At 37.8% G+C, this 23,607-nt stretch carries 25 protein-coding genes; 5 read left to right on the top strand and 20 right to left on the bottom strand.

Annotation, left to right across the window (positions count from 1 at the left end):
- Positions 1-86: 86 nt before the first annotated feature.
- The 12 genes from CEQ21_RS05300 to CEQ21_RS05355 all read right to left on the bottom strand — a co-directional run bounded on the left by CEQ21_RS05300 (position 87) and on the right by CEQ21_RS05355 (position 13,172).
- Positions 87-1,283 carry a DUF4085 family protein gene (locus tag CEQ21_RS05300; RefSeq protein ID WP_185763579.1) on the bottom strand — a complete coding sequence of 399 codons (1,197 nt, stop codon included), beginning with the start codon at positions 1,281-1,283 and terminating at the stop codon, positions 87-89.
- Positions 1,284-1,488: 205 nt separating this feature from the next.
- A complete protein-coding gene (locus tag CEQ21_RS05305) occupies positions 1,489-2,880 on the bottom strand; it encodes a right-handed parallel beta-helix repeat-containing protein (RefSeq protein ID WP_185763580.1) in 1,392 nt (463 codons plus the stop codon).
- Between the two features lie 121 nt (positions 2,881-3,001).
- Positions 3,002-3,946, bottom strand: a complete 945-nt coding sequence (locus tag CEQ21_RS05310; RefSeq protein WP_185763581.1) for an aminopeptidase — start codon at positions 3,944-3,946, stop codon at positions 3,002-3,004.
- A gap of 13 nt (positions 3,947-3,959) precedes the next feature.
- A complete protein-coding gene (locus tag CEQ21_RS05315; protein WP_185764100.1) occupies positions 3,960-4,631 on the bottom strand; it encodes an AroM family protein in 672 nt (223 codons plus the stop codon).
- A 51-nt stretch (positions 4,632-4,682) separates the two neighbouring features.
- Positions 4,683-5,630, bottom strand: a complete 948-nt coding sequence (locus CEQ21_RS05320) for a DUF1177 domain-containing protein (protein WP_185763582.1) — start codon at positions 5,628-5,630, stop codon at positions 4,683-4,685.
- Positions 5,631-5,655: 25 nt separating this feature from the next.
- Complete coding sequence (locus CEQ21_RS05325; RefSeq protein WP_185763583.1) at positions 5,656-6,717, bottom strand: DUF917 domain-containing protein; 1,062 nt, start codon at positions 6,715-6,717, stop codon at positions 5,656-5,658.
- Between the two features lie 10 nt (positions 6,718-6,727).
- Complete coding sequence (locus CEQ21_RS05330; protein WP_185763584.1) at positions 6,728-8,350, bottom strand: OPT/YSL family transporter; 1,623 nt, start codon at positions 8,348-8,350, stop codon at positions 6,728-6,730.
- 61 nt (positions 8,351-8,411) lie between these two features.
- Positions 8,412-9,083, bottom strand: coding sequence for an aspartate/glutamate racemase family protein (locus tag CEQ21_RS05335; RefSeq protein WP_185763585.1), 672 nt, complete (start codon positions 9,081-9,083; stop codon positions 8,412-8,414).
- A 144-nt stretch (positions 9,084-9,227) separates the two neighbouring features.
- Positions 9,228-10,748 (bottom strand): PucR family transcriptional regulator, encoded by a 1,521-nt coding sequence (locus CEQ21_RS05340; protein ID WP_185763586.1) that lies wholly within the window; start codon positions 10,746-10,748, stop codon positions 9,228-9,230.
- A 465-nt stretch (positions 10,749-11,213) separates the two neighbouring features.
- Positions 11,214-11,819: an alpha/beta hydrolase gene (locus CEQ21_RS05345; protein WP_185763587.1), complete on the bottom strand. Its 606-nt coding sequence runs from the start codon at positions 11,817-11,819 to the stop codon at positions 11,214-11,216.
- The gene (locus CEQ21_RS05350) at positions 11,819-12,763 is read right to left on the bottom strand and encodes a ring-cleaving dioxygenase (RefSeq protein WP_185763588.1); all 945 of its coding nucleotides are present in this window, start codon (positions 12,761-12,763) and stop codon (positions 11,819-11,821) included. The genes CEQ21_RS05345 and CEQ21_RS05350 overlap by 1 nt, the downstream gene beginning before the upstream one ends.
- A 181-nt stretch (positions 12,764-12,944) precedes the next feature.
- Positions 12,945-13,172: a hypothetical protein gene (locus CEQ21_RS05355; RefSeq protein WP_185763589.1), complete on the bottom strand. Its 228-nt coding sequence runs from the start codon at positions 13,170-13,172 to the stop codon at positions 12,945-12,947.
- A gap of 173 nt (positions 13,173-13,345) precedes the next feature.
- Between CEQ21_RS05355 and CEQ21_RS05360 the strand changes: the two genes are divergently transcribed.
- Both CEQ21_RS05360 and CEQ21_RS05365 read left to right on the top strand, forming a co-directional pair.
- A complete protein-coding gene (locus CEQ21_RS05360) occupies positions 13,346-14,020 on the top strand; it encodes a response regulator transcription factor (protein WP_185763590.1) in 675 nt (224 codons plus the stop codon).
- Positions 14,017-15,054, top strand: a complete 1,038-nt coding sequence (locus CEQ21_RS05365) for a HAMP domain-containing sensor histidine kinase (protein ID WP_185763591.1) — start codon at positions 14,017-14,019, stop codon at positions 15,052-15,054. Before CEQ21_RS05360 ends, CEQ21_RS05365 begins: the two co-directional genes overlap by 4 nt.
- 44 nt (positions 15,055-15,098) lie before the next feature.
- On the opposite strand, the gene CEQ21_RS05370 is transcribed toward CEQ21_RS05365, so the two are convergent.
- The 3 genes from CEQ21_RS05370 to CEQ21_RS05380 form a co-directional block, all read right to left on the bottom strand.
- Entirely contained in the window at positions 15,099-15,221 is a 123-nt protein-coding gene (locus CEQ21_RS05370) for an FbpB family small basic protein (RefSeq protein WP_185763592.1), read from the bottom strand.
- Positions 15,218-15,379: a Fur-regulated basic protein FbpA gene (fbpA, locus tag CEQ21_RS05375; protein WP_235907171.1), complete on the bottom strand. Its 162-nt coding sequence runs from the start codon at positions 15,377-15,379 to the stop codon at positions 15,218-15,220. Before fbpA ends, CEQ21_RS05370 begins: the two co-directional genes overlap by 4 nt.
- Before the next feature lie 154 nt (positions 15,380-15,533).
- On the bottom strand, positions 15,534-16,004 hold the full coding sequence (locus tag CEQ21_RS05380; RefSeq protein ID WP_185763594.1) for a MarR family winged helix-turn-helix transcriptional regulator: 471 nt from the start codon (positions 16,002-16,004) through the stop codon (positions 15,534-15,536).
- A 123-nt stretch (positions 16,005-16,127) separates the two neighbouring features.
- Between CEQ21_RS05380 and CEQ21_RS05385 the strand changes: the two genes are divergently transcribed.
- From CEQ21_RS05385 to CEQ21_RS05395, 3 genes are all read left to right on the top strand, one after another.
- Positions 16,128-16,910, top strand: a complete 783-nt coding sequence (locus CEQ21_RS05385; RefSeq protein WP_185763595.1) for an SDR family NAD(P)-dependent oxidoreductase — start codon at positions 16,128-16,130, stop codon at positions 16,908-16,910.
- 212 nt (positions 16,911-17,122) lie between these two features.
- Positions 17,123-17,440, top strand: a complete 318-nt coding sequence (locus CEQ21_RS05390; protein ID WP_185763596.1) for a winged helix-turn-helix transcriptional regulator — start codon at positions 17,123-17,125, stop codon at positions 17,438-17,440.
- Positions 17,441-17,497: 57 nt separating this feature from the next.
- Complete coding sequence (locus CEQ21_RS05395; protein WP_185763597.1) at positions 17,498-18,133, top strand: FMN-dependent NADH-azoreductase; 636 nt, start codon at positions 17,498-17,500, stop codon at positions 18,131-18,133.
- 51 nt (positions 18,134-18,184) lie between these two features.
- Here CEQ21_RS05395 and aroQ read toward each other — a convergent pair whose 3' ends face one another.
- The 5 genes from aroQ to CEQ21_RS05420 form a co-directional block, all read right to left on the bottom strand.
- Entirely contained in the window at positions 18,185-18,625 is a 441-nt protein-coding gene (aroQ, locus tag CEQ21_RS05400) for a type II 3-dehydroquinate dehydratase (RefSeq protein WP_185763598.1), read from the bottom strand.
- A gap of 24 nt (positions 18,626-18,649) precedes the next feature.
- Positions 18,650-19,549 (bottom strand): shikimate dehydrogenase, encoded by a 900-nt coding sequence (gene aroE / locus CEQ21_RS05405; protein ID WP_185763599.1) that lies wholly within the window; start codon positions 19,547-19,549, stop codon positions 18,650-18,652.
- 48 nt (positions 19,550-19,597) lie between these two features.
- On the bottom strand, positions 19,598-20,776 hold the full coding sequence (locus CEQ21_RS05410; protein ID WP_185763600.1) for an MFS transporter: 1,179 nt from the start codon (positions 20,774-20,776) through the stop codon (positions 19,598-19,600).
- 42 nt (positions 20,777-20,818) lie between these two features.
- Entirely contained in the window at positions 20,819-22,021 is a 1,203-nt protein-coding gene (locus tag CEQ21_RS05415; protein WP_185763601.1) for an MFS transporter, read from the bottom strand.
- Positions 22,022-22,542: 521 nt separating this feature from the next.
- Positions 22,543-23,568 (bottom strand): LacI family DNA-binding transcriptional regulator, encoded by a 1,026-nt coding sequence (locus CEQ21_RS05420; protein WP_185763602.1) that lies wholly within the window; start codon positions 23,566-23,568, stop codon positions 22,543-22,545.
- Between the last annotated feature and the right edge of the window lie 39 nt (positions 23,569-23,607).

Below are 23,607 nucleotides of genomic sequence, written 5' to 3' on the forward strand. Positions count from 1 at the left end.
CACATTTTAACAGAATAAATACGTTATAAATAGTTAAAAAACAAAGAAACTGCCAATTGGCAGCTCTGTTTCAATACTGGTTACAATTAATCAATCATAGCTTGAAACTTTTGGATAACTTCTTCTGTGAGGATGCCTTTTTCATTAAACTCACTGATAAAAACGGCAAGGAGCATTTCATTTTCATCTGAAATCTCAGTCTGAAGCAATACATTGTTAATAAGATCCACATGCTTCATAGGATTTGCAAACAATGTATTCCATGCACGCACCTGCAATTCCAAATCAGTTCCTAAAATGGCGGATTCTATTTCTTCTTCGGGTAAAGGCTCGTTATTTTGAGCATATGGATCTTCGTACGTTTCAGTAAAAATAAAGTTGGTTGGATGATATTCGTCCGTGCTGTATTCATAATGTCTATTTGCGACTATAATAATTGTTTTGTCCTCAACACAGGAGATTTTGCCACTTTCCAATAAGATCTCATTGACATCAAGCTTTATTGGACAGCTAATATCAGGTGTGATTAGCCAATAATTATGGTCAGGATTTAGCTGCTTGATATAATTTTCAAAGGATAATTCTTCGGCCATTTCTTCATTATGATAGATAGTGTAATAAGCCGGGCGGTAATAGCAAGAGGCTTCTATATTCGCCATGCTTATAGTCCATTCTGATTCTGGTGCATCGAATAACACACGAAGAGCATAGCCGTCTGTTATTTTCATCAGCTCATCATATATCATATACTGCCCTGGCTGCAGCGGTTTGTCTGCCTCTTCATTAAAAGCATTCAGTAGTTGTAAATGGACGTATGCCTTATTATAAAAACCACTTTCAGTATTAATAAAAAGATGAAGGTTTCTCCCCTCTCTTTCCACACGCTCTATAATCGCATCATGAAAACCTTCTGTCAAAACAGCTTGTGCTGTAGGTGGTAAGTTCGCTGCGGCCTTCTCCGATTGATCATAGGCAGCCTCTAATAGCTTTTCAAAGGTTTCTTCCTGCTTTCTTACCCATTGTAAATAATCGTTACGAACAGCTTTAGGGAGAACTGGCTGATTTAATGTACCATTATCTAAAAATGGGATAAATCGGCTCGGCAAAACCTGCAGTAAGTCTGCTTTTGCTTCCTCAAGCTCTTCTCTTAAAATTCTATGTATATCTTCGGCTTCTTCTTTTGCTTCCCTTAACGTAATCTCCCAATCCTCATCCGTTTCATGTATCGGCAGGACTGTACATTTTGAATAAGCCTTTTTTGCATCGATTGATATATTCCACATACCATCACCTCGTTTTATTTATTCATCAGAAAAAACTGCATGGATGTGCAAATCCTATACATTCTACGAACATACAAAGATAAAGTTTCTAGTATTCGGAAATATTGTACAACTTATTATTTAGCCAATAAAGTTAACTATAAATTAATTATGTAAACAAATAATGTGTTTCACCCCATGTTAATCATAATATGGGGGTGAAACATCATTTTACCAGACGTAAATCTTGTTTTTTTTCATTTTTAAACTTCGGCTTTTTAAAAACACTTTTGCTGTCCTGGCTGCTTTTCTTTTTATAGCTGCTGAAGCCTTTTAATTCGTTCGTTTCCCATATCCAACGTGTTTCTTTCTCTCCGTTGCTTAAGTAATAGACATTATTGTTGATTATATTGCCTTTACCTTGTTTAAAAGGATTGCTGATAAGAAGCTTCGAGCCTCCTGCTACCATTGTATTTTTTTCGATTTTATTTTGCTTTGTATTGTATTGGATGAGCAATTGTCCGCCATCTTGAAATTTAGTGTCATTTTTATAGAGCACATTGTCAGAAATAACTGTTTTAACCGTGTTCCCTCTTTCCTCATCATAGCCGCCAATGGCTATACCAGCACTTCTGTTTTCGTAAATCGTATTTTTGCGGATTGTAATATTGCTTGTGGATTTATCTTTATGCTCACTGGCAGCTTCAATTCCAATATCATTTTTATAGACAGTATTATTTTCAATAATAATGTCTTTACCACCATCCACATAAATTCCGTCAGCAGAATAATGTTTCCCATATGCAGGATTTCCATAGCTTGATATATCATAGACCGAATTATTGCTAATAATGCCGTTTCTTGCTTGGTCATACGCTTTATCAGGGGCTGTGCCTTCAAAGCCGATAGCATCAATGCCGATATTATCATTTCGTCTTACAATATTTTTTGTTACCTTAAAGTTTGTGACATTTCCGTTCAGAACTAATGCTTCACTCCAGCCAAGCTTCATATCCTCTAGTTTATTTGCTGATATGATAATATCCTCAATTGCTTTAGGCGCATCTGTACCATAAACCGCAATCCCATGAGCATTGCCGTTTTTGTGAGTTGTTTCTATATGATGTAAATGGTTACGCAATATTTGGATGCCTTTCCCGCTGCCGCTGACAGAAATACCGATTGGCACTAAATCTTCAGCTGCTGTCTTATAGTTCTTAATTTCAAATCCATCAACAGTGACGTAGCTTTTGTTATGTATCGAGATCAAGCCTTGATTGTCCCATGACACCTTAACCTTTGCTCCATCAAGCGTTACCTTTTCCTTGTTATATGCTTTGATGATAATAGGGGCTTTTTTTGTACCAGATTTCTTTATGACAATCTGTTCTTTATAAGTACCTTTTCTAACATTAACAGTCGTCCCCGCTTTTGCAGCATTCACTGCCTTTTGAATCGTTTTATATGGCTTTTGCTTTGTACCTGTATTTTTATCGTTCCCGCTTGGCGATACATACAGCATGACTTTCTGATCAGCTTTAGCAGTTATTCCGTGTGTAATAACTCCTGCACAAAGCAGCAGTAATACGATGAAAAAAATTCTCCATTTATTATTCATGACACTCCTCCTTGTAATACATTTCGGTTAATATCATGATTTTTTAATATATTGTACCTAATTAAACTGTACTCCCATAAAAATGGCGCCATAAGCTACTTTAGCTTATAACGCCTGTCTATTAGTTTAATTCACCATTTTCAATTATTACGTTATCATCCACATAAACTGTTGGCTTTGTAACAACCCCGTCTATATGTACACCTGCAGCTATTGTTCCTCCGAATGTATTGTTACTGCCAAACGCTACATGGATTGTGCCATACACCTTTTCATCCTCAAGGACAACTCCTGTAATTCTGGCTTTATCATTTGTCCCAATCCCAAATTCACAAAGCAGTCTGCCATGATCTTCTCCTAAAATGGCTAAGAGTTTGTCACTATGTTCCCCTTCAGCCTGCATAATCCGTCCATTTTCAATTGTCAATAGGACAGGTGAGTTTAGTCGGCCTATTCCTGCAATCGAGCCATCAATTAAAATTTGACCAGCTGCACTTCCTTCTATCGGTGCAATATAAGCTTCTCCTGATGGCAAATTGCCTGATTCACCACTGTTTACATACATCCCAGTACTCGGAATCCCTTCGCGGCCATGTATGGAAAAGGAAAGGGTATAACCGTCTTTTTCTATTTTAATCTTACTCCCAATTGATAATATGTCAGTATACTTTTCTGTTAATGCTTTTACTTTTATATAATCAGCTGCGATAGCGCCTTCTAGAAACATGTCTTCTGTTATACCCGGCATTGTAGCAAGGCGTGTTCCTGCAGCTACGGCATTTTTTCTTGCTTGTGTATGTGTCAAGGAATGCTGGGTTACACACACTACAACATCTGACTCTCTCATAGCAGCTGCAATTGGGGCTGGCGGTTCTTGTCCAGACTTGTCCCTTTCCTTCATCACAACAAGCATAGCTTCTGCATCGAGTAATTTGCCAGCTTCATATAACGATTCAGCTAAATCCTTTTTTACATCATCAGCTACGACAAGGAAGCTTTCTCCCGCTTGTAAACCAAGACAGTTCACTAATACATTTTTGCTGATTTCTACTAATCTTTCGCTCATTGTATTCCTCCTATTAAACAAGTTCTGCAACTAGTTTTGCCATTAGTGCATTAGACAATATGACTGGTAATCCAGTTGCACTTGCGACAAGATCCCGTGCTTGCTCTGTATATCCCATACAGTCGAGCAGGATAACGTCAACATTGTCTTTTAATTCATTGCCCGCATGTACAAAGCTCTCTGTATCACCCTCATATGGTGAAGCAACAGCAAAAGATGGGTTCAATCCGTATGGTGAGTATTTCGGCTTTAAGTTCGTCTTTTGCTCTGGCAACGGAACAATTACGCCAAAACGTCTTTCACCAACTAATGCTTTAACTGTCGGGGGGATAATGTGATCTGGTTCAATTAAATAAGAGCTTTCTGTAGTTAGTCCAGGAAATACTCCAGTGCAAAGCAAAAGAATAGTCTTAATTCCTTTGTTCTCTAAATTGTCAATTTTCTCCTGCAAAATCGGCTTGATTTTCTCTCGCGACATGACAACAGATTCACCAGTTGTCAGTCTTGAGGTCAGTACATAATCATTGTCTTCTGGAAACAAGTTTTGCTCAATATATTCTTTTGTCATGCCATCGAGAACGCCAACTTGCAGGAGTTCTGCTGCTCCATGTAAATATTTCTCAAGAATTGGAGCAACATCGACACGCGGAGCTTGTCCTATTGTTATCATCCCAAGTCGTTCCATCATAACTCTCCATGTAAAGAAAAAGAAGAGGAATGCCCTCTTCTTCCTCCGTTATTGTTGTGACGCCTTTTCACCCATTGTTTGCAGTTTTTTCATGGAACCATAAAGCTCCGTTATTTGGCTGAATTCAGCATCACTATAAAATTGACACGTTCCATTTGTTGCTTCCTTAGCTGTTTCCACAGCGAAGCGAACAGCATCGGCAATATCTGTTTCATGACTTGCACCTGTTCCACAACCAGGAACAACTGACTGTGCTGTGATAGCTACGCCAACAACTGGTGCATCTGTCGCAACAGCTGGCTGCAGGATAGAGTTAATATGATAGAGTCCATTGCCGTATGGAGTTATATCCTGAACAGTTATCGGGAACGTAACGGCAAATTGACCTGTCGTCATTTCCATGATGCGCAGCAAGTCTTCGCTAACACGCAGTATATATCCCTCTTTTACGGTTGGCGATATGGCAATGCCTTTATGGTTAATAACACGGTTTCCTTTAGTCGTATCAATGGATAGAATGGCATCCATCTCAGCAGTTACTTCGTGCTTATTCATTGTTAAAATATCGACAGGTGAATCCATAAAATCAACGGGCTCATGTGGGCGTGTTGGCGCATCAGGGCAAATATGTGTCGTAATGATAACATCCCCTTGAAGATGGTCTCCCTTCACTTGCATGTCTGCCAGCTTTAATGCAGAAGCGATTGCTGCAATTGCACCGTCTGCATCCGATACTAGCCCAATTCGGCTTGGGCGTGCCCCAATGCCGCCAAGTCTTCCGATAATCCCAAAAGTAGGCACAGTGCCTCCGTTTGTTTTTCCATTGGTTCCAGGCACGAGGATTTTTATGAAGTCTGTGCTGCCCTTTTCACCGGTAACAGTCGTAACCGTTACCTCGACATTTGAAAATTTAGAGAATAACTCCTTTACAATTTCTCCAGTTACATATGCACTATCCAATGTTTCAAGTGCGATCAATGTTTGTTTAAGTACCATTTTTATCTTCCCCTTTCAAACTATATTAATAGATATATGGAATAATAGATTTATTAATAATCTCCTCAATCGGCTTCATTAATTTTTCGTTTTTCATCGTTGTACTTAAAATTAATTTTTCCTTTGGGACAGAAATAACCGTTATGTTCTGGCCTTTTTGAATTGCTGCTGAAACAATAGGTTCTGCTGTTTTAGCATCCAATGTCATAATCAAATCAGGGAATGTGCCAAACCGATCGCCGTTTTTTTCAATCGTCATATATTCATTCCAAAAGGTTAGTTCATAGGAATTATTAATTGTGACTGTTCCAACATCAAAGCCGCCAGTCGTTTCCAGTACAAAGTCTGTGACAGTACCTTCAGCAACAACCTTCCCGCCAAGTTTGCTCACGACCGCTGCAATTGCTGCTTCACCTTTGTTACTCAATAATGCTTCCCCTACTGCTATTGCCTGCTGGATGGCTCCTGCAGCACCATTTTGCTTGGCATATGCTACAGTTACTGGATTTCTGGCAACAGCCAAAAGTCCGCCCGCTTCAATCGAGGCTTTTCGAACGACTGTAGATACTTTGTCGAGTGAGCCTGCGAGACTTAATTCCATATAATTGGGACCCTGGCCGCCAACTGCAGCTTGATAGGAAATATAGTCCAGTTGTTCTGATAAATTCATAGAGCCCATTGATCCAGTCGGATGCGCGCGCCCATTACAAGGTATATCAACTACTGGGATTCCTGTAACAGCTGATTGAAACCAGCCGTTCACAGTCGTCCCTGCTCCATTTTCATTTGTTATGATGCCTTTTATGTTTTTTCCAACCTTTTGAGACAGAATTTCTAATGCTTTTGCATAATGGATCGGTTTCACATACTTATCCTTTGCTGCAGGTGCTCCAACAAGGGAAACTGTTACGAGTAAATCTTCATCTTGAAGACTATCAATAGTTATCAGCTCTGGCTGGCCCACCTCGAAAGCAAGCTTTCCGATTTGCAGGCCGTCTTCAATCCAGCCACCACCGCCGCCGCCGAGAATGGCGCCACCGTATACGGCGTATTCGACCGTTTTTTCATCAATGATTATTTTTGACAATGTACTCACCTCATTTTCCTAACTTAAATACGGAACTGAAGAAACTGTAAATCGCATCACCGGCGATAAATCCTGCAGCAAGAATACTCATAGATGCATCTGCTTCTTTTCCTTTTGCTTTTCTCCAAATAACGCGGATAATAATCCCCGCTAATACAGCAAAGCTTGCATATGGAGTTGTGATAAGTAAGCCTGTCGCAAACAAAATTCCTAATTGTCTGCTTGGACCACCAATTAATTGCAGGATAGCTCCTGGAATTGCCCATATTAATAATTGTTTGGCTACTTCGAGTGATGTGCCTGCTTGAATAGTAGATACATATACAGCATCAACTGGCGGCACTAAATTTTGTGCGAAATAACCTTTATAAGTGAAAACAACTGTTAGAAGTGCGATTCCAAAGGCAATCATTGCTGTAATATATTGCTGCTCTCTGCCTTTCTTTTCGTACTCTATATCCTTGCCATGCCCTCTTAAAATATGGCCTGCTTTAAAGTCATAACCCATATCAGCAAATGCTGGACCTGTCGCTGCACTAAATCCTGCAAGTAACGCAAGTGCAACTGGCGGGAAGCCAATCATCATTCCAATTAATAATGTTATAAAGGCAACTGCGAACGCTGGGAACCAACCAGAATGCATTGCGGCAATTCCGACGATTAATTCATGAACAAAGGCTGCAAAGGCTGCAAAAAACAAGAAGCCGATAAACATGCCTGGTGACATGTCTGTCACAATTCCTCCAGTGATAGCAATAATTAGAGCTACAACGACATATGCTAAAAAGCCTAAGCCTAACGCCCTTTTTGCTTCCTTGATCGGACGAGTATATTGTGAATCATCTGACAATTCTGTTGCTGCTGCTACTTCTGGATTACTAGAATTCTTTGCTGGTTTGTCTTTCGAAAAGATCAGGATGGATACTTGCACTAATGCTACTAAGCCTGCACCAATCATAAGACCATGTGGAATATATAATGCATTGACATCAACACCAAAGAATGGGATTGAATATTGGCGGAACAACAAACCGATACCGAACATTGTTAGTGCCCAAATATTTCCGATAAATGCTACACCAAAAGCCGACATTGGAATATGAAGGAATGCACCTAATATCCCAATCCCAGTACCTACGCCAAGAAGTCCTGCTCTTTTTCCACCCTTATCACCAGCAAGAATTGCTTCCGCAGTCGCTGCTCCAGGTGCCCATGTACCTTTCGCAGGGAAAAGCTTGGAATCGAATAGTTTATAAAGCACTGCTGCATCCACAAACATGGCTAACGCTGCACCAATAAGCATTGGAATAATTAATTCTGTATTTCCCATCAAAAACGGTATGCCAATAGGGATAAGCAAGCTGTTGGCTGCACCAAAGGTTGCGGACGAGATAGATGTTTGCACTAAATTTTGACGGTGAATAGACTTATATTTTTTAAAGATTGTAATCGGAATTCTTGCAATAAGCATGGCAATAAGTGCCCCAATTATAGACGTATTTGGAGTTACTCCTAGTGTCGTAATTATTTGCATACCAATGATGGCACCAAAAATAGCTGTTACAGATGTTAAAATAAGTGCTACAGGTTCAAAAATTCGTGGATGTTTTGGTTCATTATGTTTGTTTTTCACTTAAATCCTCCTAAGTTACTGAAAATGTTCATTTAACTACGGTGTTAGGGCACAATCTAAATTACAAGAATCCTGCTTGAGAAGAAACAGATAGAACTGACTTTTTTAATAAATAAGAGGCAAATAAGCCTTCTGCTTCAACTGCATCAATTATTGGAATAGTTAACTTTTCTCTCAAAACTGCTGCAAGCCCAATCGTCGAAAAGCCTGTACAAGCAAATACAATTGCTTCAGCACCGAGACTTATAAGATGCTCTGCTGCTTCGATTCCGTTTTGTTTTCCTTGAGGTGTTAATAGATCAGTCGTATTTGTCACGCCATCAGGTCTTTTATAACCAACAAGCAACGAACCGAGTAAATTTTCCACTGCTGCTGGAGCATTATCTGTTATGCCCATTACCCCAACCGATTTACCTATCGATAAAGCAGTAAGTGCAGCAGCACTTCCTGCTCCGATTACTGGAATTGATACTGATGTTCGAAGCTCCTCAATAGCTGGGTCTGCCGCACAGCTAATTACTAGCACCTTTGAGCCCTCTCTTTCTAGCTCTTTGCCCAATTCCACAATTTTCGGAATTGCTTGTGCTTCCGTTTCGTCATTAAATATACCAAGGGGTTGATCTTGTATACATTTGCTCACTGTCGGTATGTTACTAGTATTTGTGATTACCTTTCCGTGTTGATTTAATATCTCTTTATTATCAGTCGAAAATACACGAATAACTCCTATCATGACAATCACCTCTTCATCTTGTTTCTATTAATTGATTGAATATAAAGAATTATTATAATTTTAAGTATTTAATTCTCTTTTTACAATGTTCCCAAAAACCAAAAATAAATAGAGCTCGTTGTGCTCCAAGCACAACGAGCTCTTTCAATGTGATTTTTTAAATAAATAATGAAAAATGGATAAATAGTAAACAAATTTCTCTCGAAAGCTTGCTATTTTAATGTTTGCGACCTTTTCAATCTTATCCATCCGGTATTTAACAGAATTGCGGTGGATATACAAAAGGTTAGCAGTTTCCACTAAACTTCCATCTGTTGTTAAATAATAGAATAAAGTTTTAACTAGATCTGTATCATTTTCCTTATCATATTGACAAAGCTTGCCTATGTTCTTGGCTACAACTTCATCCATATTTACATAATCTGCGGCATCAAGCAATAAACTAAATACCTCCATTTCTTCATATGTGAAGAGATGCTGTGTTAAATCTAAGCTAGAACCAAGTAGTATAGCTTTACGCGCTTGTATGAAGCTGTTCTGTACCTCCCATAAAGCTGCTTCGGTTCCAACACCGATTCTTATCTCTTTAAACTCAGTAAGAATAGGTGTAAATAATTCCTTCCACTTTTCCGCAGTCCCACCTTTCGTTTGTAATGAACATAACAGCACGATTCTGTTTGCTTGCAAATGAATATGCATGCATGCCTTTTTGAAATATAGTGAAAAATGCTGCTTTAACCCGATCTCTATTTTCTGGAAAAAGGCATGATCTTCTTCCATTTCTGTTTCATTTTCCAGCACCATAATTCTCCAAGAGGTGTCAGGGTTTAAGCCTAATTTCCTGCCTTTGTTCATTACTTCTTGCTTGGTAAGCGGCAGTCCAGTTAACAGTTCCTCAATAAAACTGCCTCTGAGCTTTTTTTCTGTATCTATCGCTGTTTTTCTGCGCATAAGTTCTAATGCAAACACTAAACGAGCTTGTTCTACACAAACCATATCTAAGTCGTCGAGATTGTCTCTTTCAATATAAAGCTTGCCGACAATTTGTTTATCAACGGTAATTTCCCAGCACCTAATATCAGTGAAAGGAGGATTGCTATTTCTTTGCGGAGCAGACACAATCGTATTACCTTTTCTGTCTAGTAGCCATATCGGCGATTTTAATAATCCAGATACATTATCTGCAACAGTTTGTATCCCGCTGTTTTCTAATACAAGAGTTGTTAGTTTCTTGTATAATTCTTCTGACCTTCTCAGCAAGTAGGTTTGTTTATCAATTAAAAGTTCCATAACAGCATTCGTAATATCAATATATGGTATCCCTGTTGGAAGCTCAATGATAGGCAGGTTGAATTCATTGCTTATTTGCAGCATCTCCTCAGGCAAATCCTGCAGGTATCGTTCTCGTTTTATCGCTAAAGCAGCAGCATCTGCTTGAGCTAAATGCTGTACTAAGTTTGACAGCAGCTTAGTATCGTGACGTATAGCATAAGCAGTAGTCAGCAAGAGCTCTCCCTCTCTCAGCCAACCCTTAATATCAGGAACTTCCATGATGTCGATATAACGAACCATTCTGTTTAAGCCCTTTGCCCCGCTTATTACCTTCGCATCCTTTAAGACCGGAAGACGAAGCAACTCATTGATTGTTATTCCTACTGAGTTCATATATGTCACCTATTCTATTTATTGAATTTTAGAAATATTATAGCAGAAAACTATGTTTTATGTATAACTGGGTAGTAATTAAGACCCTTCCGCCGTTGAGATAAGAGTATCTAACTTAAATAAGAACACAAACAATATCAGCTTACTATGGAACAATAAACTCAAGACTGTGAATATAGTATGGCTTGTAATTTAATTCGTTTCCATGCGCGCACGTCTAGGAGTATGGACTCTCCTCGGCTTCGTCTAAGGGCTCTATTTCCCTTAGTAGTCAACTGGCCTCCGCTCCTTTCCACTAAAATTTCTAATTATTGTATTTTAAAAAACAAAAACAAAAAACCGAACTATCTATTCGAATTTCGAATGAGTAGTTCGGTTTTTATACTGATTCATATACTTATGTCCCAGCCTCTTTTCAACTTTAGCTTTACTACTTATATCCCTGTTTCTGAAAAAGTCGACTTCTTAAAATACTTTCTTATACCACTCTGACGCTGCTTCTACTTCTGATGGGATTAGGGAATGTCCGCGGTTTTCCCAGTGGATCTCAACATCTGCATTCGCATTTTGCAATAGTGATTCAAGCTCCCCCGATTCAAGCGGCGAGCAGATTGGATCATTTGTTCCAGCAGCAATGAACACAGATTTTCCTGTTAAGTCAGGCAAGTCTATTCCTCGTCTTGGAACCATTGGATGGTGGAGTATAGCACCTTTTAATGCATCTTTTTCATGAAACAATAAGCTTGCGGCGATATTTGCTCCATTTGAATAGCCAATTGCTACAATATTACTGCGATCGAATTCATATTTTACTGCTGCTTCATCTAAGAAGCTGTTCAGTTCACTTGTTCTTGCAAGCAAATCCGCTTCATCAAACACACCCTCCGCTAATCTGCGGAAAAATCTTGGCATACCGTTTTCTAAAACGTTCCCACGGACACTTAACACGGAGGCTTGATTATCAATTATGCCTGCAAGCGGCAGCAAATCTAGTTCTGTTCCGCCCGTACCATGTAGTAACAATAATGTCGGTCTTTGAGAATCTGTTCCTTTATTGAATATATGTTTCATTAGTTTTCTCCTCCTATTGAACGTACTTCTACCTTTGGTAATACTTCTTCTAGTTCTGCTCGTTGCGACTCCAGCCAGTCTGGCAGCATGAGCTTGTTTCCGAGCTCTTCTAAAGGCTCATCTGCGGTGAAGCCTGGCGGGTTTGTTGCTATCTCAAACAGGATGCCGCCTTCCTCATGAAAATACACAGCCTTAAAGTAATTGCGATCACGTATCTCTGTTGGATAATAGCCTTTCTCCTGCAGTAATGCTCGCCATTTCTGCAATTCTTCCTCATCTTCAGCTCTCCACGCAATATGATGGACAGTGCCAGCACCCATTAAGCCGCGATTGGAAGGGTTAAGCTGAATATCAATGATATTGCCTAAATCACCTGCTGATCTGAAACGAATAATTTCTTCTTGTTGACCAACAAATTCCAGCCCTAATATTTCCTCGAGCACTTCCTTTGTTTTATGTGGCCGCGCAGAATATAATACGGCTCCACCGAAGCCTTTTATTGCATGCTCTGCTGTTATTCCTGCTGTGCTCCATGTATTTACTGGACCTTCTTGTCGTTCCACAAGCTCTAATTGCAGTCCATCTGGATCACTGAACTTAATTGTCTTTTCACCGAAACGCACGAATGTTGTTAACTCTATTCCATGTTTAATTAAACGATTTTCCCAAAATGTGGCTGAACCGATTGGAATAACATATTTAGTTACTCCGACTTGCCCTGTACCCACTCTTCCTTTTAGCTGCTTTTCCCACGGAAAAAAGGTAATGACAGTTCCAGGGTCTCCTGTTTCATTGCCGAAATATAAATGGTAAACCTCAGGACGGTCAAAATTAACCGTCTTTTTTATCAGCCTTAACCCAAGTACTCCTGCATAAAAATTAATATTGCGCTGTGCATCATTAACCATTGCTGTTATATGGTGAATGCCTAATGTTTTCGTCATTTGCTTTCCCTTCTTTCCGTGTATTGACCAGACATAATTTTTATAATATCTCGAATTCGAGATATTATTTTAAAAAAATATGAAACATACTATTAATTAAATTATCTTGAATACAAGATAATGATAATTGATAACCTTATGAATGTCAATAAGAAAAAGGAAGATTCTTATTGTTTTAATATCAATAAGAATCACTCCCTAATGTTAATGGAATAATTTCAGCAATACTCATGAAATAACCGCTGCGAAAGCCCCAAATATCATCATTGCCAATAAAGTGATAATTTAGCTTTTTTAATAATTCTTCTGTCTCTGCTTTTGATTCTGATAGGCTGAGCTTATATTCTTCAATTAATCGCTCACTTTCTCCCCTTATTTCGTAATTAGTAAATACTATAGTATAAGACACTGCATTCTTCCCCCTGTTATATATACAATATGTTATTTTCTTTTACTGTGACTCCAATATAGCTTTGCAAAGTAAACTCAATATAAACATTGTGTAGGAAATAATTGATTTTCAGTTTACATTTCAACGCTAAAATTTTTTATGTCATAATAGTTATATGGAGGAGCTAATTTATGTTTAAAATATTAGTGGTTGAAGATGATGTGAATACAAGAAAGCTTATGTGTGCAGTATTAAAGCAGTATGGCTTTGATGCATATGCTGCAGAGGATGGCATCTCTGCACTTCACTTTATGGATAGTCAGCATGTTGATCTAGTGGTGCTTGATTTGATGATGCCAAATATGGACGGTTATGAATTAACAAGACAGCTCCGCTCCTCATGGGAGCATCTGCCTATCTTAATGGTTACAGCAAAGCAGGAACCAAACGATAAAAAACAAGGGTTTCTTGCTGGTACAGATGATTATATGACAAAGCCAGTAGATGAAGAGGAAATGGTACTGCGTATTAAAGCATTGCTGCGCAGAGCCCAAATAGCAAGTGAACATAAACTGACAGTTGGTAAATCAGTCTTAGATTATGATGCATTGACTGTTACAAACAGAGACACTGTGATTGCATTGCCTCCAAAGGAATTTTATCTTTTGTTTAAACTGCTTTCCTATCCGAACATGATTTTTACACGTATGCAGCTGATGGACGAAATTTGGGGGCTCGAATCAGAAACGAATGACCGTACATTAAATGTTCATATTAATCGCTTACGGGACAGGTTTAAAGATTGGTCTGACTTTGATATCGTAACTGTCAGAGGTCTTGGCTATAAGGCAGTGAAAAGAGCATGAGAGAGTTCTTTAAAAAAAGATTAAGTCTTGCCATAACATTAGTTATTTTTGTATTTTTTGTATTTGTGGCAACATTTATTATTGCACTGGCTATTACTATCTTTTTAAACTATATAGGTTATGTAAAACATAGTGATATGACAAAAGCCCTCCCCTTCTTTGGCTTTGTCGGCTTTTGCATATTGCTTGGTACTTCGCTGACTGCTTTTCTCAGCAAAAAAGCTTTAAATCCGATCAGAACCGTTATTGATGCTACACATAAGGTTGCCGATGGCGATTTTTCAGTCAAGGTTAATATAAAGGGCATTGGCGAATTGGAGGAGCTGTCGCAAAGCTTCAATAAAATGACCTATGAACTTTCCAGTATCGAAACATTAAGAAGTGATTTCGTTAATAATTTCTCTCATGAATTTAAAACACCAATCGTATCAATCAGAGGATTTGCTAAGCTCTTAAAGGAAAACAATTTGACAGAGGAAGAACGGCAAGAGTATCTTCATATCATCATGACAGAATCAGAGCGTTTAGCTGCTCTGTCTACAAATGTATTGGCATTATCGAAATATGAGCATATAGAAATTATTTCTGATAAACTGCCGTTTAGGTTAGACGAACAAATTAGGAAAACAATCGTGCTAATGGAACCAAAGTGGTCAGCTAAAGATATAGCTGTTAATGTGGAATTAGATAATGTCACCTTCAGCGGCAATGAAGATTTAACACAACAAATTTGGGTTAATTTGATTGATAACGCCATTAAATTTTCCCACAACGGCAGCGCAATTCATATTAGTCTTTCAAATAAAAACGATAAAATTATATTTACAATCCAGGATGACGGCATTGGGATGGACAATCAAACAAAGGCTCGGCTTTTTGATAAATTTTACCAAGGCGATGTCTCTCATTCGAAACTAGGTAACGGGTTAGGGCTTTCCCTTGTCAAACGAATCGTCCAGCTTTGCAGTGGGACGATTTATGTAGAAAGCGCAAAGGATGAAGGCAGTACATTCACCATAATTCTTCCGAAATAAGGTGCACAAAAGCCGATAATTGAGAATCCAATTATCGGCTTTTATTATTTCTGTGGCTGCAAATGTTTATCATCAATCTTCTTGTATATTTGTTCAACAGACTTTTGGTCTTCTAATATAATTTTCTTGTTTTCATTCACTAATTCTTTAAAGGTCTTTTTCCTCACAGCCTTTTCCCCCTAATATGCAAGTAATACTCACTTTCTAATTCACTAAGACTTAGCTCATATAACTGGACATTTTCTTTTTTATATATACCGATGCTTAACAGCTGATCTATTATAAACGCTTTTCTCACTTCTACTGCATTACTCCATATAGACAAAGGATTCATCTCCTCTAATTGATAATAATTTTCATTCTCATTAATATCTTACTGGATAGAATGGAAAAATTCAACTTTTTCAGTATGGATTTACGTAAATACCGGTTATTTTACGCAATGTAAAAAAAGCTGCATAACAGCAGCTTTATCCTTATTAATTATCAGAACCAAATCTATTGGCAATTTTCGATTCGCTTGTTGTTTCTGAAATTTGATTGGCAAAAAGTGAATTTAAATCCTGCAAATTAATATTGCTTGCAGCGATTTTACTTGCTATTTCCTCGTTAAATAATTGTTCCATCTGGCTTACTTCCTTGCTTAGTAATTTTCCTTTTTCAGTCAATGAAATAATGACTTTTCGGCTGTCATCTTTTGAGTTTTCTTTAATTATGTAATCTTTATCTAACAGTCTTCGGACAAGCCTGCTTGGATGCTGAGAATTACAAAGCAGCAGCTCTCCTAGCTCAGCAATCGACATAGACCCAAACTCACTCAACACTGTAATGACTTCACTTTGACTTGGCGTTATATCAAGCCCTTTTGCTTGAAGCAAATGAGCAAATCTATTATTACCTTCCCTTTGGACACACTGAATTAAATAGCGTAGTTTATCGATTTCTCTCAAACCATTCACTCCTTTGAATACAGTATATCATAATATATGTCTTGACATACATTTCTCGTTCTAGTTATTATATGTCTAAACATATATGTTGCGACATATATAATAACAAAAGGAGTGGTTGTTATGAGTACATATGCATTAATCACAGGAGCATCATCAGGTATTGGCGAAGAGTTTGCCCATAAATATGCTAAGGATGGGTATCATTTAGTGCTTGTCGCCAGATCAACTGAGAAATTAGTAGCCTTAGGTAAGTTATTGGAAAATAATTACGGAATAACTACATATTCGCTTTCGATGGATTTAACTGAGGAATATAGCGCCCAAAAAATATTTGCAGAACTAAATGCACTAGGAGTGGAACTGGATGTTCTGATCAATAATGCAGGCTTCGCAACAAACGGAAGACTAACAGACACTAGCTTAGAAATGCAGCATGAGCAAATTATGCTAAATTCCGTTAGTTTGATGGATTTATGTTATTTATTTTTACAGCAGAAAATGACAGCTGGAAAACAGGCGGGAACTATTATTAATATCGCATCAACCGCGGCATTCCACCCTATTCCCTTTATGGCAATATATGCTGCTACAAAATCATTTGTATTATCATTTACAGAAGGTCTCCATAAGGAATACAGTCCATTAGGCTTTAAGATTATCGCCGTTTGTCCTGGGGCGACAGACACTAATTTCTTTAAAAATGGCGGAGTATCATTTGGGGCAATGCGAACACCAGCAGATGTCGTTAAAACCGTTCATAAAGGGCTAAAAAAACAAAAAGCTGCTGTAGTCGATGGCAGCCAAAATATTTTTTCATCTGTAATTCTGCCAAAAATACTATCAAGAAAAAGTATGTTAGCTTTAGTATCAAAAATAATGCAGACTCGAATAAAATCTGCTTAAGATAAGAAATGGTGGGGCTGGTTCTATTTTTGTCTAACTGAAACTGGCCTCCTTAGAAACAAATCTCCCCTTTTCCTTGCTATTTTTACTTTTATTAATTACTATAATGCTAATTTGTTAAACTTCTCACAAATTTAATTTATAATATACATATAAAAACTCATAATAAAAGAACAAAGAAAATTTATCATTTGTTTGAAGGAGATTTATGAATGAACGAACAGCATCAATTGGGTCCTAAAGTGGAAAGAAGCTTTGAGCTTATAGGAAAAAGATGGACGGGCTTAATTATTTATGTTTTGTTAAGCGGACCAAAGCGCTTTAGTGAGATACACAAAATCATTCCTGATTTAAGTAAACGAATGCTTACCGAACGAATGAAGGAGTTAGAAGATCACGGCATCGTAATTCGCCAAATTGTGAAGGAAAGACCTGTTCGCGCCGAATACTTATTGACGGAAAAAGGCATGGAATTAGGAAAAATCCTTGGTCCATTAAGTCAATGGGGTGAAAGCTGGATGAGTGACTAGTTAAATCTCTACTGCATGTTTATTAACCGCACCTAAAAGACGAAAAAGGAGATAAAAATGGCTAATATACTATATATCACAGCTAACCCCTATGATGAAACAACATCATATAGTATGGCAGTGGGACGAGAATTTATAGATGCATATAAAAAATTACACCCAGAGGATAATATTGTTCATCTTGACTTGTATGAGGCCGAAATACCTTATTTAGATCGAGATGTATTTAACGGCTGGGAAAAGCTTAAAGCAGGCACCCCTTTTGAAAAGCTGTCACACTCTGAAAGATTAAAAACAGGACGGCTTGCAGAATTAGGAGGACAATTCTTATTGGCAGACAAATATGTTTTTGTTAACCCAATGTGGAACTTCTCCATTCCAGCTGTCATGAAGACATATATTGATGCCGTGACTGTCTCTGGCAAAACCTTCAGATACACAAAAGAAGGCTCTGTTGGCCTATTAAAGGGTAAAAAGGCTTTCCATATTCAATCAAGCGGTGATATTTATTCTTATGGTTCTGAAGCTAAAAATGAAATGAGCAATCGTTATTTAGAAGTTATGATGAATTTCTTTGAAGTGTCTTCTTTTGAAAGTATTATTATTGAAGGGCAACAAAGATTTCCTGAACAAGCGGAGGAAATTAAAGCAAAGGCGCTTATTCAAGCACAAGAGGCAGCTGCTGCATTTTAATAAGCATCAAAAAAGGCCAGATATCAAATAATCTGGCCTTCCTCATACTTTTTATTTTTGACTGGCTGCGACTGCTGCACGAATGCCAAGCAAGTAGCTTTCCTCACCGAATCCAGAAATTTGCCCTGTTGCAATGTCTGCAAACACTGATGTATGACGGAATTCTTCACGCGAATGGATGTTAGACATATGAATTTCCACTACAGGCACTGTCAGAATTGCTAATGCATCTCTTATTGCGTAGCTGTAATGTGTCCATGCGCCTGCGTTTAACACTACCCCATCTATTCCATTAAGGAAGGCTTCGTGAATCTTTTCGACCATTTCTCCTTCATGGTTTGTTTGATATGCTTCCACTTCGATTTGCAATTCGTTTGCTAAAGCTTGAATATTGCTGTTGATTTCTTCTAATGTAATTGTGCCATATTGCTTCGGATCGCGTTTACCGAACATATTATGATTGACGCCATGTAACATAAGGAATTTTTTCATTGCTTCTCTCTCCCATCAATTAGATTATTGATTGTCTCCGAATAGTATCTCTTTAACTTGCTCAACAGGCATATCAACACCTGTAAACAGCTTAAATCCTAGTGCTCCTTGCCATAACATCATCCCTAAACCGTTAATAGCTGTAGCACCAGCCTCTTCTGCTTGTGCTAACAATTTAGATTTTTGCGGGTTGTATACAACATCTGTTACGACTAAATCCTTACGAAGCACATCTAATGTATCATCAATAATACTTAAATGATCGAGCGGCTTCATGCCAAGGCTTGTACCATTAGCAAGAATGGCACTTTCTGCTACCTCACGACGGAAGGCTTCTTTATCTTCAAGTGGGAAAATATTAGCTTTAACGCCGAATTGCTTCATTTCGTTATTAATGTAATCTGCGTTTTCTTCTGCTTGGACGAAGAACGCATCATTGCGAGCGAAAATGCTGATTTCTTTGATTCCTGATTGCACTAACTGAATAGCGATTGGTGTTGCCGCACCGCCAGAGCCAACAAGTGTTACTTTTTTGTCTTCAAGTGTTACTCCATGTTCTAATAAATTTTTTACATATCCTTGTCCATCTGTATTGTAGCCTATTAATTTGCCATCACGATTGACTACTGTGTTGCTGGCACGAGCATATTTTGCAGAATCATCTAGTTCGTCCAAGTACTCTAACACCTTCATTTTATTTGGCATAGATACATTGAAGCCTGCTGCTCCTGCAGCTTTTAAGCCTTTAACTGTTGCTTCGAGCTCATCATTGCCAACTTCAAAAGCAAGATATGCATAGTTTAGATCTGTTAAAGTGTAGGCAAGATTATGCATACGTGGTGATAGACTGTGACCGATTGGTGTTGCAAGCAAGCCTACTAATTTTGTTTTTCCATCAATATTTTTTTCGTGTGCGTTTGACATAATAGTAATCTCCCTTAGTTTCATAAATTTGTATTTTTATTTTAACTATTAAGCAAAAATCTTTTTAAATCTGCTTAATACATATACAGCAAGAAGGACACTGACTACGGCGATAACCATATCGAATACTAATGTCATTGATATGCCAGCCGAGCCTACTAAACTACTTGTAATTATCGGAACAAGTATAAATGATGCGCTTGAAGCAATATTTACGTACGAAGATGCAGTTGCTTTGTTTTTTGGGAACAGCTTCATCATAATACTTAAGGCTAATTGCAAAATACCTGATGTAAATAGACCCATTAAGAATGTACAAACCAAAACAATGCCGTAAGAATTCACCATGAACAGTCCAAGCATCGAGATAAATGCGCCGATTGGATATACGATCGCCACCATAATTGGTGAAATGTATTTATCTAGTACAACAGCTAGTAATAACACAGACACAAGTGCACCGATACTAAAGAAGGAAAGTAATTGCACTGCTTGGCTTGAATCAAGTCCAATAAATTGTTTACCAAGCTGTGGCAGCCATGTTTGCCATACAACAAACAGTGCTGTTGAGGTGAAGCCAAGTAGAATCACGGCAATCCCTTCCCCTGCAAACTTCGGCTGAGCTTTAAATACAGTCTCAGCGACACCGTCTGCTTTTGTTACATTTTTATGATTTGGGAATGGCATAAATATTAAGTAAATACCAGTTAGTAAATATAAAACTCCAAGTCCAAAGAATGTCCAGCCCCAGAATATATCGTTAGCAACTAGAATTGCCATAATAAATGGCAGCAATGTTGCACCGATTGATACAGATGCTTTTACTAGTACAGAAGCAGAGCTTGCTTTTTTCGGGAATGACTCGGTTAAAGCCGGATACGTTCCTGAGTCAAGCAGTGAATTTGCAATACCAGCAGATATTGCAAAGATAAATGCTACGACATAACTGGTTGTCGTTGGGACACCAATTAAGAACACAAGATAAAGGAAGTTCGCCGTGATAATGACTGGCTTTCTCCCTAATTTGTCGGAAAGACGACCAACAAAAAACAACGCAATCAATTTTCCAATCCCGATCGCTGAAACGAGAAGACTTATTTGTCCAACAGTAACTGCGTATCGTTCTGAAAGGTTATCCATATTGGAGGCGATGATAATATTAATCATGCCAAGCATGAAGTAGTTCATATACATTCCAAATGATGATTTAATATAAGGATTTTTCATTTTAACACTCCTAAATACAAAAGCTTATTTTCTTATAAGTAATTATTTCTTATCAATTAAAGTGCTTAGCTTATTCCGTTGGCTAACTGATATAAACAAAGCAAGAATCGTGCTTATAAAGGCAATAACAAGGTCAAGCAAAAATACAGAGGAGACTCCGATGTATTTGATAAACAAACCTGTAATGAAAGGGATTACAATAAAAGCGATACTCGCAGCCGCACTTATATACGAAACGCTTACTCCCTTTTTATGTGGAAATACTTCTATCATGACCGTCACGGTTAATTGAAAGATACCTGACATGAATAATCCAAGACAAAAGGCAATGATAGGCAGCAACGTCGGATTGTTATTAAGGACTAACAACAATAATGCAAGGAACGCAAATGCTGGCAGAATTACGATGGCCGTTATCGGTTTTATCGTTCTTTTTAACAGGACTGCAAGCAATAAAATTGAGATAAGCCCGCCTGTACTGTAAAAGCTCAGTAATCCAATTGATTTCAGCTTGTCTAAATGAAGAACCTCTTGTCCATATGTTGGCAGCCATGTTTGTACGACCGTAAATAAGGAGACTGAGCTAAATCCTAATAATATAAGTGCTGCTCCTTCTCTCCAAAGCTTCGGTCCAGCAGAAGCTGCAGACTCTGAAATGATGGCGTCTTGTGGCGCCTTTTCATCCTTAAACTTCGGAAAGCTGACCTTCATTAAAAACAAACCATTGAACAGAAACAGCAACGCAGGAACAAAAAATACTAGTCCATAAAACAGTTTTTCCACAACGAAAAAGTTAATCATGATTGGCAGCAAGGATGCACCAAAGGATATAAATGCCTTTAATAGTACTGTTGCTGTTCCGGAAGCTTCATCAAATGCTTCATTAAGTGCAGGGTATGTCCCTGAATCGAGTAAGGAATTACATATACCTGCAATAAATGCCAGTCCCATTGCAATTTGGTAATGCGATGTCAGCGGAATTCCGATTAAGAAAACCATATACAACAAGGTTGCCACCACAACTAACGGCTTTCTGCCATAACGATCAGAAAATCGTCCTGCAATATTAATTGATAGTAAGTGCCCTACTCCTACGACAGAAATTAATAAGCTGATATCGGTTTTTTCTACATTCAGTTGCTCAGATAAAAAACTCATATTTGAAGCTAAGATAATATTGATCATTCCTAGCAGGAAATAACTCATATATAAACCTAGCGCCATGTTTAAATATTTATGTTTCATGGAATGCTCCTAATTTTCAAGGCTTAAACGCTAACAACCATTACTATTTGTTTTCAACTTGTTTTTATACACAATTCACGGTTTTACAAGCTGACTCATTTTTAGTTATTCAACCTTTTTAGTACATCGTTCTACTAAAAGAACATAGCATATATAACTATCTCAAAATGAATTAATAAACCAGCACCTTTCTTCTTGGTATATCGTTCTACTAAACTCTAAAAAAATATATCTTCGCATCTATTAAGGTAAATTATTTAGTACATCGTTCTACTAAAAATATTTAATTATAGAAACTGAAGAATCTATCAAAAATAAATTAGTTATTTTTAGTAACCTCGGTTACTTTACGTACATATAATAATCCTAAATTTACTTAGAGTCAAGAATTAAATTTCATATTAACAAGGTGATAAACTTACAAAATGGGGGAAACTTGCATTGGACAAGGAATTAGAAGATAACAAAGCATAAAAAATTCTTAATATAAAGATTCTCGCTTCATTATCTCCAGCTGTAAATTATGTTGATGTTTCTCTGATAACTAGCTCTGGATTTAAGATGATTCTTTGTTGAATGGAGTCATCTTGGTCCAATTTATTATATAGAATTGTTGCTGCCTTAATTCCTATCGTTCTTGGGAAAGACGAAACAGTTGTTAATGGCGGATGATATATTTCTGCTTCAGGAATATTATCAAACCCAACAATATCTATGTCTTGTCCTGGTATAATTCCCTGCATGCTTAAACCTTGCAGAACACCAAATGCCACTAGATCGCTAAAACAAAAAATAGCTGTTGGAGGGTTGGGGTTTTTAAGCACCTCTAAAACTGTTTGCACTCCGCCCTCACTTGTTGGCAAGCCATCAATAATAAGTGATTTATCCACCGCTACTCCAGCATTATCATGGGCTTCCTGAAATCCCTTCATCCGATCCTTCCATGTTGAGGACATCTTTATGCCGCCGAGAAAGGCAATTCTTGTATGTCCTTTTTTTAATAAATGACTTACAGCAAGGTATGTACCTTTTATGTAATCAATTCCGACATAATCGCAATTCACATGCTCCACTTCTCTGTTTGCGAGCACGACAGGCAGTTCAAGGTGATTTAATTGACTTATTGTACTTTTATTGGTTTTGGAGGCAGCATTTATGATTAATCCGTCCACTCTATGCTCGACCATCGTTGAAATTAACCGCTCTTGTTTCGAGACAGAATCAAAAGTTGTTCCCAGTAATACAGTATAATCCATGCTCTCAAGTGTTTGTTGAACACCTATTAAAAACTCCGAGATAAATTTATTGGAGATATCCGTCACAATGACTCCAATAATTTTAGAGCTTTGTGACCTTAATTTAGCTGCAACCCGGTCGTATACATATCCCAATTCTTCAATGGAATATAATACTTTTTTCTTCGTTGCATCTGAAATCCGAGGATGATTGCGAATAACTAATGAAGCAGTTGAAGTCGAGACACCGGCATGCTTAGCAACATCTTGAAGCGTAATCCTCCGTTTTTTTTGTTTCAAAAAAATCACCATCTTATTCTTTTTAAGTTATCTATTATTATAATCGATTAT

Source organism: Niallia circulans, from assembly GCF_007273535.1.
GTDB lineage: Bacteria > Bacillota > Bacilli > Bacillales > Cytobacillaceae > Niallia > Niallia circulans_B.

Excerpts from the sequence above, each read along its gene's own strand:
- CEQ21_RS05300 (WP_185763579.1), bottom strand. The coding sequence starts at position 1,283 with ATGTGGAATATATCAATCGATGCAAAAAAGGCTTATTCAAAATGTACA.
- CEQ21_RS05305 (WP_185763580.1), bottom strand. The coding sequence starts at position 2,880 with ATGAATAATAAATGGAGAATTTTTTTCATCGTATTACTGCTGCTTTGT.
- CEQ21_RS05310 (WP_185763581.1), bottom strand. The coding sequence starts at position 3,946 with ATGAGCGAAAGATTAGTAGAAATCAGCAAAAATGTATTAGTGAACTGT.
- CEQ21_RS05315 (WP_185764100.1), bottom strand. The coding sequence starts at position 4,631 with ATGGAACGACTTGGGATGATAACAATAGGACAAGCTCCGCGTGTCGAT.
- CEQ21_RS05320 (WP_185763582.1), bottom strand. The coding sequence starts at position 5,630 with ATGGTACTTAAACAAACATTGATCGCACTTGAAACATTGGATAGTGCA.
- CEQ21_RS05335 (WP_185763585.1), bottom strand. The coding sequence starts at position 9,083 with ATGATAGGAGTTATTCGTGTATTTTCGACTGATAATAAAGAGATATTA.
- CEQ21_RS05340 (WP_185763586.1), bottom strand. The coding sequence starts at position 10,748 with ATGAACTCAGTAGGAATAACAATCAATGAGTTGCTTCGTCTTCCGGTC.
- CEQ21_RS05345 (WP_185763587.1), bottom strand. The coding sequence starts at position 11,819 with ATGAAACATATATTCAATAAAGGAACAGATTCTCAAAGACCGACATTA.
- CEQ21_RS05350 (WP_185763588.1), bottom strand. The coding sequence starts at position 12,763 with ATGACGAAAACATTAGGCATTCACCATATAACAGCAATGGTTAATGAT.
- CEQ21_RS05360 (WP_185763590.1), top strand. The coding sequence starts at position 13,346 with ATGTTTAAAATATTAGTGGTTGAAGATGATGTGAATACAAGAAAGCTT.
- CEQ21_RS05365 (WP_185763591.1), top strand. The coding sequence starts at position 14,017 with ATGAGAGAGTTCTTTAAAAAAAGATTAAGTCTTGCCATAACATTAGTT.
- CEQ21_RS05385 (WP_185763595.1), top strand. The coding sequence starts at position 16,128 with ATGAGTACATATGCATTAATCACAGGAGCATCATCAGGTATTGGCGAA.
- CEQ21_RS05390 (WP_185763596.1), top strand. The coding sequence starts at position 17,123 with ATGAACGAACAGCATCAATTGGGTCCTAAAGTGGAAAGAAGCTTTGAG.
- CEQ21_RS05395 (WP_185763597.1), top strand. The coding sequence starts at position 17,498 with ATGGCTAATATACTATATATCACAGCTAACCCCTATGATGAAACAACA.
- aroQ (WP_185763598.1), bottom strand. The coding sequence starts at position 18,625 with ATGAAAAAATTCCTTATGTTACATGGCGTCAATCATAATATGTTCGGT.
- aroE (WP_185763599.1), bottom strand. The coding sequence starts at position 19,549 with ATGTCAAACGCACACGAAAAAAATATTGATGGAAAAACAAAATTAGTA.
- CEQ21_RS05410 (WP_185763600.1), bottom strand. The coding sequence starts at position 20,776 with ATGAAAAATCCTTATATTAAATCATCATTTGGAATGTATATGAACTAC.
- CEQ21_RS05415 (WP_185763601.1), bottom strand. The coding sequence starts at position 22,021 with ATGAAACATAAATATTTAAACATGGCGCTAGGTTTATATATGAGTTAT.
- CEQ21_RS05420 (WP_185763602.1), bottom strand. The coding sequence starts at position 23,568 with ATGGTGATTTTTTTGAAACAAAAAAAACGGAGGATTACGCTTCAAGAT.